The organism is Paraburkholderia ginsengiterrae (assembly GCF_001645125.1).
GTDB lineage: Bacteria > Pseudomonadota > Gammaproteobacteria > Burkholderiales > Burkholderiaceae > Paraburkholderia > Paraburkholderia ginsengiterrae.
The window spans coordinates 1-11,539 of the sequence record NZ_LXKA01000376.1 but is presented as its reverse complement, the minus strand read 5'-3'; the positions used below and the strand labels follow the sequence as shown (position 1 = coordinate 11,539).

The 11,539-nt window shown below is 59.9% G+C and carries 10 protein-coding genes and 1 pseudogene; 9 read left to right on the top strand and 2 right to left on the bottom strand.

The window, feature by feature from the left end:
- The 4 genes and pseudogenes from A6V37_RS36045 to A6V37_RS41110 form a co-directional block, all read left to right on the top strand.
- A partial coding sequence (locus tag A6V37_RS36045) for a Na/Pi cotransporter family protein (RefSeq protein ID WP_075643618.1) occupies positions 1–1,256 on the top strand: 1,256 nt, incomplete at its 5' end.
- 403 nt (positions 1,257–1,659) lie between these two features.
- Positions 1,660–2,571, top strand: a pseudogene (locus A6V37_RS36040) (tyrosine-type recombinase/integrase); the annotation flags it as partial.
- Between the two features lie 521 nt (positions 2,572–3,092).
- Entirely contained in the window at positions 3,093–4,046 is a 954-nt protein-coding gene (locus tag A6V37_RS36035; protein ID WP_064270269.1) for a hypothetical protein, read from the top strand.
- A gap of 276 nt (positions 4,047–4,322) precedes the next feature.
- Positions 4,323–4,637 carry a hypothetical protein gene (locus A6V37_RS41110; protein WP_064270270.1) on the top strand — a complete coding sequence of 105 codons (315 nt, stop codon included), beginning with the start codon at positions 4,323–4,325 and terminating at the stop codon, positions 4,635–4,637.
- On the opposite strand, the gene A6V37_RS36030 is transcribed toward A6V37_RS41110, so the two are convergent.
- Entirely contained in the window at positions 4,588–5,304 is a 717-nt protein-coding gene (locus A6V37_RS36030) for an IS6 family transposase (RefSeq protein WP_064270271.1), read from the bottom strand. The genes A6V37_RS41110 and A6V37_RS36030 overlap by 50 nt on opposite strands.
- Positions 5,305–5,835: 531 nt before the next feature.
- Positions 5,836–6,564: a TetR/AcrR family transcriptional regulator gene (locus tag A6V37_RS36025; protein WP_064270272.1), complete on the bottom strand. Its 729-nt coding sequence runs from the start codon at positions 6,562–6,564 to the stop codon at positions 5,836–5,838.
- Positions 6,565–6,726: 162 nt separating this feature from the next.
- On the opposite strand from A6V37_RS36025, the gene A6V37_RS36020 reads away from it, so the two are divergent.
- The 5 genes from A6V37_RS36020 to A6V37_RS36000 form a co-directional block, all read left to right on the top strand.
- Positions 6,727–7,701, top strand: a complete 975-nt coding sequence (locus A6V37_RS36020; RefSeq protein WP_082902808.1) for an enoyl-CoA hydratase/isomerase family protein — start codon at positions 6,727–6,729, stop codon at positions 7,699–7,701.
- Positions 7,698–8,624 (top strand): alpha/beta hydrolase, encoded by a 927-nt coding sequence (locus A6V37_RS36015; protein ID WP_064286871.1) that lies wholly within the window; start codon positions 7,698–7,700, stop codon positions 8,622–8,624. The genes A6V37_RS36020 and A6V37_RS36015 overlap by 4 nt, the downstream gene beginning before the upstream one ends.
- A gap of 42 nt (positions 8,625–8,666) precedes the next feature.
- Entirely contained in the window at positions 8,667–10,127 is a 1,461-nt protein-coding gene (locus tag A6V37_RS36010; protein WP_064270274.1) for a class I adenylate-forming enzyme family protein, read from the top strand.
- 218 nt (positions 10,128–10,345) lie between these two features.
- The gene (locus A6V37_RS36005; RefSeq protein ID WP_082902811.1) at positions 10,346–11,194 is read left to right on the top strand and encodes an SDR family oxidoreductase; all 849 of its coding nucleotides are present in this window, start codon (positions 10,346–10,348) and stop codon (positions 11,192–11,194) included.
- 148 nt (positions 11,195–11,342) lie between these two features.
- Positions 11,343–11,539: alcohol dehydrogenase catalytic domain-containing protein (locus tag A6V37_RS36000; protein ID WP_425262295.1), on the top strand; the 197-nt coding region annotated here is incomplete at its 3' end.

The window sequence follows — 11,539 nt, the reverse complement described above, 5'->3', positions numbered from 1 at the left end:
TGCTGATTGGCCTGGGCCTGATGCTGCTTGCGCTTCACCAGCTACTCGGGCTGATGACGGACTACGAGGATGCGCCCAGCCTGCGCATGCTGCTGGGTGCCGCATCCACCGCGCCGGTGGTCGATGTGCTGCTGGCGGCCGGTCTGACCTGGGCCGCGCATTCGAGCGTCGCGATCGTCCTGCTCATCATGTCGCTGTGTGCGCAGAATGTGATCCCGCCCGATGCCGCGTTCGCGCTGGTGCTGGGAGCGAATCTCGGCACCGCAATCAATCCACTGGTGGAGGGGGGCACCGCCGGCGATCCGGCCTCGAGGCGGCTGCCGTTAGGCAATCTGCTCTCGCGTGGCGTCGGCATCGTAATGGCGCTCGCCGCGCTCGGGCCACTTGGCCGGCTCATGGTCACGCTTGAACCTGACAATGCCCGGGTGGTGGCCGATTTTCATACGCTCTTCAATCTGGTGCTGGCCTGCCTGTTCCTGCCGGTGCTGTCCCCGTACGCACGCCTGCTAGGCCGGCTGCTGCCCCCGCGCGCTGATTCGGCCGACCCGTCGCGGCCGCTGTATCTCGATCCGGCCGCCCGCCAGATTCCAATGGTGGCGCTTGGCAATGCGGCACGTGAGGCGCTGCGGCTGGCCGATGTGCTCGGTGAGATGCTGGCGGGTGCCCGCGCGGCGCTGGTAGAGGGCGACCGGAAACTGATTGCGGAAACCCGCCGGCACGATGACGTGCTGGATAGCCTGAATACAGCGATCAAGACGTACCTGACGTCGCTCGATCCGGAACAGCTTGTCGAGGACGACCATCGGCGGTTGCACGAAATCCTGACCTTCGTGATCAACATCGAGCAGGCGGGCGATGTGGTGGATCTGAATCTGCTCCCGCACGCCACCAAGCGCGTAAAGCGCGGACTCGCGTTTTCGAAGGAAGGGGAAGCGGACCTGCTGGCCATGATGGACCGGCTGATGACCAATCTGCGTACCGCTGCGTCGCTCTTCATGACGGAGGATCCACGCACCGCACACATGCTGGCTGACGAAAAGGTGGCCTTCAGGGAAGCGGAGTCTGCCGCAACGGCCTCGCACTTTGAGCGGCTGCGCGCCGGTCGCATAGACAGCGCCCAAACCAGTGCGCTGCACCTCGATCTGCTTCGTGATCTGAAGCTCATCAATTCGCATATTGTGGCCGCAGCCGCGTACCCGGTCCTCGAGCGCACGGGCGCTCTGTTGCCAAGCCGCATCGCTGCGAACGAGATGTAGTCCCGACGAAAAGCGCTGACGCTGCACTTCCGGCTTGGCGACCCATGGGCAAGCGAGCCAGGGTAAGGGCACATTTTTCGGCTACAACAGACCCTGTTGTTCGCCACTCCTTCAAGTGTCCCGGCGCACTCCGTCATATGCATCCAACCGACACGCCAACGGTGGCGAGACCCGCAATTGATACAGTGATCGCATCGCGAGACGCCGAAGCAGGAAGTTCCTCCGCGGGCATTAATATATCGTAGTCCTGATTGTGGCTTCGTGGCTTATACGCAGTAACGAGGATTTCTATCGTGGTGCTGCTCGTCGTCCGCGATGTCGAACGTCACGGCTTGTTCCCAGGAAGGATTCTGGATGATTCCTTCCTGCGCTGCGTCTCGGATCAGCGCGGGACCTGGGTTTTACCATGACGACGGAAGACGCGATTGCGTACCGGGCGTTTCTGCGCCGTCTGACGGCGCGCGAGCGCTGGGTCGGGCCGCCGAGACCACGCACTGCGCCGGACTGGAGGCCCTTCACCGGCAACCTGTCTGCGCGTTCGACCGCGTACGCGCTGTCAGTAATCGGCGCACTGTTTCGCTGGCTGATCGAGCAGCGCTATGTGCTTGCCAATCCCTTTGCCGGCATTAAAGTGCGTGGCAAGACGCGCGTGACGCCACTCGACACGTCACGTGGCTTCACCGAAGGTGAATGGGCGCTGATGCGCGCGATCGCCGAGGGGCTCGAGTGGTCGTACGGCTGGTCGGAGCCGGCGGTGCAGCGGCTGCGCTTTCTGCTCGACTTTGCCTACGCGACCGGGCTGCGCGCGGGTGAGCTTGTCGGTGCCACACTCGGCGACGTCCGCGTGAGCGAGCATGGCGATCACTGGCTGCATCTGGTCGGCAAGGGGAGTCGCCCCGGCAAGGTCGCGCTGCCGCCGCTGGCGCACACAGCGCTCGATCGGTATCTCACACAGCGTCGTTTGCCCGTCACACCGGCGCGCTGGGAGCCCAGGACACCGCTCATCGCGAGCCTCGACGAGGACAGCACAGCCGGCATCACCGGCACCCGCCTGTGGAATGTGATGCGGCGCTTCTTCAACCGGGTCGCTGATGTCATCGCGGACGACCATCCTGCGGCCGCCGAAAAACTGCGACGTGCCAGCCCGCACTGGATGAGGCACACCCATGCCACTCATGCTCTGGCACGTGGCGCGGAACTGACGACGGTTCGGGACAACCTGCGCCACGCCTCGATCGCGACCACCTCCCGCTACCTGCAAAGCGACGAGGTCAAGCGGGCACGTCAGATGACTCAGGCCTTCGCCGCGCGGTAGCGCGAAGCCCGAGCCAGACGGGCGTTGTCCGCTTAACGTGTTTTATTTTCCGTTTTCTGAAGGGCCCCATAGTGGTTAACCTTGACTTGAAAGCCATAAATTGATGGTATTAACTGCGGAAACGAAGTAACAAAATGTAACGATTAAACCGTAGGCCGGCTGCGCCGACAAAGCCGTGGGTTTGGTGCTACGCGATGCGGCGTGTGACTGCCTTCGTGGCGTAGATCGCATTGGTCGTATTCTTCGGGGAGCCACTCATGGACAACTATTCTTCGATGTCCATTCGTTTAGCATTCCTATTTAACATTGCCGGTCTACGATCCAGCGAGAGAATCGGATAGGTCGCGGGGAGACCCTTTCCCGGGGCCGTTTTATCTCAAGCGCCACGCGGGGCCAATTTTCGCCAGGCTTGGTCTGCAATGTACTGAAGGCGCAATCCAACGAATGGTGCGATCTCACCAGATATCGCGCGCCCGCTCGCTCGTTGGCAAGGCGACGGTAGTCCAACGCGAGTTTGCACGATGATGAAGAATACGATTCTTACGTTAGTCCTCGCGTTATCTTTGGCCCCGAGTGCGCACGCAGAGGGTAACGCCGCCGATACGTTTCATCTGGTCCGTGAGGTTGTCATAGAGAAGGGATCGATACCGGATCCGGCAACCATCGAAAGGCTGAACGACGAAGACTTTGTCATTGCGGGTCGCATGCCGAAGGACAAAGCCGCATGGGCCACGTACGTCGACAGGAACGGTACCGTTCGCTGGCGATACACAATGACGTCCGTCAATCCCGAGCCAGGCGGCTCCTACCCCGAATTCGTGGGAGCTATGGCAACGCCGGACGGGGGGGTCTTGTTGTGCGGCAGGATGGATCTCGGGCAGCCGCGAAAACCGGCGATCAGCGGAATGCTCGTTAAGCTCAATGAGACTGGACAGCTCATTAGCAAACAGTTCGTAACGCCGCAAGCCGGAAGCAATGTCGCGCAGGTATCGTTCCTTGACGGGTGCGTTGCCTGGCTGGGCGGTTTCGCATTGACAGGTGGGGTTACTCGCTACGCTGCTGGTGGTCAACGAACCGATTTTCACTGGATCGCCGCGGTAAATGCCGACGGGACGGTCAAATGGCAGAAATTAATCTCCAAGCAATTGGTCGGAGGTGGTGCGCCGGGCCAGGTGCGCTCGATGCCCGAGGGCAACTTGCTTGTTTCTGTCATGCAAGGCGAAGAAACTGAAGTGATCCTCGTTGATGCGCAAGGTGAGCTGCGAGCGAGGTCCATTCTTCCCGCACGTTTCCGGTTGGTTCAGTCTCTGAATCCGCAAGCGAATCCAGAATTGTTCGCCTGCTACGGCGGCAAGAGCCGTGGGGAACTCGTTTATCTCACCATGGACCTTCGCATATCGAAAGAGACGGACTGCCATTTGCACCGGGTTACAGCTGCGGTCCGACTCAGTACGCGATGCAATTGTATAGCCTGATGGATGAAACGCTTGTCCTATTTGGGAACCACTATAGTGCCGGCGCTAATGTCGCAGGTGCCGTCAAGTGGAACCAGACGTCCATTTCGGACAGTCCGCAACTGTTTGCCGCCCCTCCTTCGCCGTGGTTTAACGCCGCGACGCCAAGCGGCAGACCTGGAGAATTCGCGACGGTGCGTGTCACCGGAAACCCGGTGTCTTTCGGCCAGGATCGCGAAAGGGGAATGTACCTATCTTTTTTTGACGTGAATTAGCAACCACCAGTCGGGGGCGAAAATGGACGCAAGCGCCGGAATAAACGAACAGGATGCAGGCCTTTTCTCTTTGGACGCCTACGATCCCACGGGTACCGCAATAACAAACCTCGGCACGGGCTGGACAGAGGACACTGACGATGAAACCAATAACGCGATCACCGACGGGTCGGGGAACGTAATTGACCAGTTCAGGATTTTTACAAACAGCACTCTCGACCAGGTAGTGTTGGCTGTGGTGCAAATTATGGGCGCGAGCGAAAATCGGCGTGTTCACCATTGCATCATCATGCTGAAAGAACGGCCTTCCAAACAGCAGGCGCAGTGGTATCTTTGAAGCGCAATCGTGCGAGGTTGAACTGACCTTTGCGAATGCGATGCATCAGTTCGATGCCCGATATCGTAATGGCCGCATTCCTGAAGCGTTTGAAGCCGAGCATTGCATTGACCCTGGACTTGATGTTGCGATGATCCTGCTCGATCAAATTATTCAAATACTTCGACGATCGCAACGTCGTGTCCGCGGGCAGAAACTGCTCCGCCTTCATTTCGCGCACCGCGCGGTGAGACGCAGCGTAGTCGTCCAGCGTGATGGTGTTCGCAGCGCGCCCTTGACTCCTGATCGCTTTCGCCAAGAAAGCCTTTGCCGCAGCAACATCGCGCCTGGCGCTGAGCCGGAAGTCGACTGTCTTTCCCGCGCGATCAACTGCACGATAAAGATAGGCCCATCTGCCTCGAACTTTCACATACGTCTCGTCGACTCTCCATGAACGACCAGCGGATTTCGCAAACTGGTCCCAGCGCTTGACGAACTCGGGCGTGAAGCGTTTGACCCAGCGCATGATCGTAGTGTGCGCCAGCGATAGCCCGCGCTCGGCCATCATTTCAACGAGGTCTCGAAGGCTGAGCTTGTAACGCAGATACCAACGCACACACAGGACGATGACTTCGCGGTCAAAGTGGCGGCCGTTGAATAGCCTGTCGATGTCTACCAGCTTACCCATAGCCTGCTCGTGCTCGTCAAAACCCGAGCTTAACCTACCGGTGGCTCCGATTTGCACCGGATCCCTAACAACGAAGGTCTAGCAAACCACGTTGTCCCCGAGACATACTGCGAAGCATTGACAGGGGTACGTGCGGGCCAGCCATTGAGCCGCGATAGTTTAAATATCCCGAGTGCCGACGCTGTTGACATTGCGGAAGGCAACACGATGGGGCGCGATATTGCGAGCATTCCGTCGACTCGGCGTGGTCGAAGACCCTGGCACGCAGGCACGCTCCTTGTTCGGGAACCGGGAGATCTCCAGTCTGGCCTGCCGTAGCATGGGCAGGTCCGCATCGGGAAGGCGAGGAGGCATAGCGTGCCTTATTTTCCGAATTCTGAAGCGCCCCTCCCTTCCTCGGATGGTGGCATGGACCAGATACTGCGGCGACGCGGTCATTCATCGGTCATGCAAAAAGCAGACGAAATCTCCGTCAGACATCGGCAATGTCCGTCAGTGCTGCGTGCACTCGAACGAACGCCGAATCAATCTTTATTTTGCCCTAGCTTTCCCTGACTTCTGGGTGCGATCTCTGGCCGATCGACCTTCAAGTGACGCGGCTTCCGCAATCGCGGTAGCGGTCGAAGACTCCACGGATTCACGTACTGCGCCGAGGCCGACAACGAGGTTGTTGCACATGGGCACAAGGATTTTAAGAGCGGGATCGGCTACGTCCGCAAAGTGGTCCGCAAGCTCAAGCATGACGAATCCATGCACGGCACTCCACAGTTGCATGGCTATGAGTGAGGGATCGATTTTTCTCACGTAATTGCCATCAACCAGGCGGGTGCACGCCTTGACAAGTTGTGAGTAGGCTGCCTTGAACGCTGGAGAGCGTTCGCTCGAGACCGGCGCCGCAGTACCCCATGAGAGGCTATATCTTCCGTGGATCGACAGGCCGAACATCAGGTCATACAGATGGGGATTGCGACGTGCCACTTCCCGGTGTGCGAGGGCCATTGAACATAGATCGGCGATTGGGTCATCCGTATCCGGGACCAGCTCGAAGGCGGCGGCGAGCCGTCGAAGCCCTTCGTCGGCAACTGACTGAAGAAGTTCCGGCACGCCGCCGAAATATGTGTAGACGCCCATAGTCGACAGACCCGCCTCGCTCGACACCGAGCGTGCCTTAACTTCGGACGGTCCAGTTGTCGCAAGCAGGCGGATCGTTGCCTCGATGAGGCGCGCGCGTACATCAGGGTTTGACCTGGCAGTGGACATATTGCAATGGCTCCATAACGAAGTTATTCTAATCAATAACGATGTTATTTGCACGGGCGCCGACGAAACAATTCGTGGCTTGAGGGCAAACCAATAAAAGCCGGCGCTGAAAACTATTGATGGAGATTGCATTCGCGCTCCACGCTTCAGAGGATCTGAGAGATGAAGAAGACACGTCCGATGCCCGGGCACCTCAATGTGGAGGCCCGCGGTTCCGTACTGATTGTGCGGCTGGAAGGAGGCCCGCTTGGACTGATGGGGCTGAACATGGCCAGAGAGCTTTCGGCGCTGGTCGACAGGGTGGAATCGGACGCAGCCGTCACTGCAGTGGTCCTGACCGGAACGCATCCGGGGCGTTTCATCGGGCATGCCGACGTTCGCTGGCTGCAGGAAGGAGGAAAGAGTATCCCGTCCGTCGGGCGCGGCATGGCATCCGCGATCGCCCACACGTCCGCCGCAGTCCGCAAGGTCCCCCCACTGGCGGCAGTCGCGTCCATCACGCCGCTGGACGGCGGAATGCAACTGGATCAGCTGCACGACACGTTTCTGCGGATGAACAGCTGCGGCATCATCTTCGTCGCAGCGCTGAACGGGTCCGCGCTGGGCCTGGGCAGCGAGCTTGCGCAAGCCTGCGACGTCCGTCTGATGGCAGACGGGGATTTCTTCATCGGGCAGCCGGAGGTGCTTCTTGGAATCCATCCCGGTGGCGGCGGCACCCAGCGATTGACGCGACTGGTCGGCGCTCACCGTGCCCTCATGATGATGCTTGAAGGTCGGCCGGTGTCTCCGAAGAAAGCGCTCGAAATCGGTCTGGTCGACGAAGTGGCGCCGCCCGATGAGCTCCTCGATCGCGCCGTTGCCCTTGCTGAGTACATGAGTTCCCGTTCGAGAGACGCGATAGCGGCAATCAAGCGTGCGGTGTACCTCGGGGGATCGATGTCGCTCGAAGACGGACTGCATCTGGAGCGTGCGGAGTTCATTACGATATCCCCGTCAAAGACGGCGCAATCGCTGATGGTCGAATACCTGCAGCGAACCGCCCGGGACGGCGATTTACCCTTGTATGACCCCGCAATCTATAGCGAGGCTCTTGAGCAGGGCCGTTTCCCCTTGCCCAGTAGCGGTGGGAAAAAATGAACCATATTTCCATGTCAGCGCCTCCTTACCAGTTCACCCGCCGTGATGTTAGTTTTGTCTCGGGCGAAACCTACTGCTCTGCCTGGCTCTACTTGCCGGTTGGGGTGACGCGGCCGCCAGTCGTGGTCCTCGGACACGGGCTCGGCGCGGTTCGCGAGATGCGCCTCGACGCGTTTTCGGAACGTTTTGCCGCCGCAGGGATGGCGACTTTGGCGTTCACCTACCGTTATTTCGGCGACAGCGGTGGCAAACCCAGGCAACTGATGTCGGTGAAGCGCCAGCTTGCGGACTGGGACGCCGCGCTGAACTTTGTCAGAGACTGCGGCGATGTGGACGGCAGCCGCGTTGCAGTCTGGGGCAGCTCGTTTGGCGGCGGCCACGCGATCCAGGTGGCCAGCCGGCATCCCGAACTGCTGGCGGCGGTCAGCCAGTGTCCGTTTACAGATGGACTGGCCTCAGCAGCCGCGCTAGGCGTGCGAGGGTCGATGAAAATCACGCCGACCGTTGTGCGCGACTTCGCGGCCCGAATGTTTGGCAGGCCGCCGGTAATGGTTCCAATCGCAGCGGCACCTGGCAAGCCGGCCTTGATGAATGCCCATGACGCATTGCCCGGATATCTGGCGCTGATGCCGAAGGGGGGGGAATTCGTCAATCACGTTGCGGCGCGGGTGATCCCCGAAATCGCTACCTATCGGCCCGGACGCTCGGCCCGGAGGGTTGAAATTCCGATCCTTTTCTGCGTGAGCACCACCGACACCGTGACGCCACCGGATCAGACCATCGCCTTGGCTCGCCGGGCGCCGCGTGGCGAGATCAAGCTTTATTCCGCCGGGCACTTTGACTTCTACTTGGGCGACGACTTCGAACAGATCGTGTCGGACCAGACGCGATTTCTGACCAGACATCTTCGGGTCGCCGAGTGATCCGAGCCTATATTCACGACAACTTTCCTGTAGAGAATAGCGATGCGTTTTTCCAGACTTTCAGAATTGCGTGCGGCGTCGGCACCCGACGCTCCGTGCGTTGAGGATGCCACCACCAGCCTGTCGAACAGCGAGTTCCATTCGAGAGTCCTCGCAGCGGCGAGTGTATTCGCCGATCTCGGTGTATGGGCGGGGGACGTCATTGCGATCATGCTGCCTAACCAGGTGGAGTTCGTCGTGACGATGTTCGCTGCCTGGCGTTTGGGTGCGGCCGTCACCCCAGTCAAGCCTAGCCTGACCCGCAAGGAGGCGACTCATCAGATTGTCGATTCGGGCGCGGCGCTGGTGATCAATGCCACAGGGGAAACCGTGGTCCCGGACATTCGATCTCTGCCGGTCGCCGCGCTCAACGGAGAGAAACCCCACACCGGGGTACCGTTCGACGATCCTGCCGCGTTGGCTCTGCTGATCTACACCAGCGGTACCACAGGCCTGCCCAAGGGGGTAATGCTCGATCACAGCAATATCGAAGCGATGGTGGAAATGGGCCGGCATTCGCTCAAGGTTACAGCAGCGGACCACTGCCTCCTTGTGATGCCGCTCTTTCACGTCAACGCCATCCTGGTGAGCACCTTGTCACCGCTGTCAGCAGGCGGCCGGGTCACGCTCCGGGAGCGCTTCGACATCGATACTTTTTTCGACGACGTCGAGCGACTTCGGCCGACGTATTTTTCTGGTGTGCCGACAATCTATGCGCTGCTCAATGCGTTGCCGGACCATGTCAAACCCGACACGTCCAGCTTGCGGTACGGCATCTGCGGCGCAGCGCCCGCGTCGGCGGAACTGCTGAAGAGCTTTGAAACCCGCTACGGCTTTCCATTGATCGAGGGTTACGGACTCTCGGAGGGCACTTGCGGGTCGACCGTCAATCCCTTGGATGGTGTACGCAAGGCCGGCACTGTCGGTCTGCCTTTCCCTGGACAGCGCATCGCGATCGCTGATCCGCGCGGCCTGCACCTGCCGCAGGGCGCTACAGGCGAAGTGCTGATCCACGGCCCTAACGTTATGCGCGGTTACCTGGGGAAGCCCGAAGAAACGGCGAAGACAATCGTCGACGGCTGGCTGCACACCGGCGATATCGGGCGTATCGATGAGGATGGCTACCTTTCCATCGTCGGACGCCTGAAGGAAATGATCATTCGCGGTGGCGAGAATATCTATCCCAGGGAAATTGAAGACGTGCTGTCGGAGTTTCCTGGTGTGCTCGAGGCGGCGGTGATCGGAGCTCCCCACGAGACCCTTGGCGAAACGGTCATAGCCTACGTCACGTATCGCCCGGGATTCAGCGGCAGTACGGATGCGCTGGATGAGCACTGCACCAGCCAGCTGACACGTTACAAGAGACCCGTGGTAATCAACATCGTCGACAGTCTTCCGAAGAATGCAGTAGGCAAGATCGACAAGATGAAGCTGCGGGACATGTGGGCGTCGCAGAACCCATGATCCTGGTCATTAACCCATGTACGCGTCGTTTGTCCGCGTGAGAGAGCAAACCTACGGATCATCGATCCGTAGGTCATGATAAGCACTCCGATAAGATAGGACGGTGCGATTGGATGCGTGTCCGTAGAATCGGGCGGATCTTGTGGTCAATGCGGTGTTTGCTGGTCGCCACATGCGATGCAGATCTGGAGGTTGGGCAGGCGAAGGAGGTAGTCGAAATGAACACGCATGTTAATGGGGCAGGGAATAGTCACGTGATTCAACCGCCGATCGAGTCGCTTATCCCGGGAGGGCGGCCAACCATCTTCGTGACGGGTGCGGCTTCCGGCATCGGTCGCGCCTGCGCCGAACTGTTTGCGCGGCGCGGGTGGTTCGTGGGCCTCTACGATATCAACGCGGACGGAGCCGCAACGGTCGCCGCGACCCTGGGTGAGGGCAACGCCGTTTCTGGCGAGCTCGACGTGAGCGATCCTGAAGCGTGGCAGAGGGCGCTCGCGGCGTTCTGGGCCGAAAGTGGCCAGCGGCTCGACGTGCTGCTCAATAACGCGGGAATTCTCTCATCAGGGCAATTCGAGGAGGTTCCCATGGCCAGACATTATGCGATGCTCGACGTGAACGTGCGGGGAATGATCACAGGTTGTCACTGCTCATTCCGGTACCTGCAAAGGACCCCCGGTTCCCACGTGATCAATATTGCGTCAGCCACCGCGATCTACGGACAGCCCGAGCTTGCGACCTACTCCGGAACCAAGTTTGCGGTGCGCGGATTCACCGAAGGGCTGGACCTCGAATGGAGCAAGCTCGGCATTCGCGTGAGCGATATCTGGCCGAGCTTTGTCAAGACCGCAATGGCTGATGGTTTCGACCATATCCCAAGTGCAAAGTCACTTGGCATTCGGCTTATGCCGGCTGATGTCGCATCCACCGTGTGGACTTGTGCGACGACAAGGAAACTCATTCACAAAACGCACTGGACTGTCGGCCTGCAGGCGGGACTTCTGTCGCTAGCCACACGTCTGGCGCCGCCGGCAGTCAGCCGCTGGGTCGTCCAGCACATCGCGCTGTGAACCGGGTGCCCGTGCCTGCGTCTCCAGCAGCAGGGAACAGTCTGAGCATGAGGTTCGCGTGTTTCACCGCACGGTTGCCATTACTCATTCTTCAGCGACTTGCGTGGGCATCGACGAGATTCAATGATTGTGCAGGGAGATGTTCCTGATGGAAGCGTTCTACATACGTAAATACGGCGGGCCAGCGGTGCTGGAGCACGGCAGGCTTCCGACACCGGCGCTCGGCCCGCGAGACGTCCGGATCCGGGTCCATGCGGCCAGCGTGAACCCGCTGGATTGGCGGATCCGCGAGGGGCAGCTGAAGGTGCTATTGCCTTATCGCTTTCCGCTGGTGCTCGGCAATGA

Coding starts and splice junctions, on each gene's coding strand:
- A6V37_RS36035 (WP_064270269.1), top strand. CDS start 3,093: ATGATGAAGAATACGATTCTTACGTTAGTCCTCGCGTTATCTTTGGCC.
- A6V37_RS41110 (WP_064270270.1), top strand. CDS start 4,323: ATGGACGCAAGCGCCGGAATAAACGAACAGGATGCAGGCCTTTTCTCT.
- A6V37_RS36030 (WP_064270271.1), bottom strand. CDS start 5,304: ATGGGTAAGCTGGTAGACATCGACAGGCTATTCAACGGCCGCCACTTT.
- A6V37_RS36025 (WP_064270272.1), bottom strand. CDS start 6,564: ATGTCCACTGCCAGGTCAAACCCTGATGTACGCGCGCGCCTCATCGAG.
- A6V37_RS36020 (WP_082902808.1), top strand. CDS start 6,727: ATGAAGAAGACACGTCCGATGCCCGGGCACCTCAATGTGGAGGCCCGC.
- A6V37_RS36015 (WP_064286871.1), top strand. CDS start 7,698: ATGAACCATATTTCCATGTCAGCGCCTCCTTACCAGTTCACCCGCCGT.
- A6V37_RS36010 (WP_064270274.1), top strand. CDS start 8,667: ATGCGTTTTTCCAGACTTTCAGAATTGCGTGCGGCGTCGGCACCCGAC.
- A6V37_RS36005 (WP_082902811.1), top strand. CDS start 10,346: ATGAACACGCATGTTAATGGGGCAGGGAATAGTCACGTGATTCAACCG.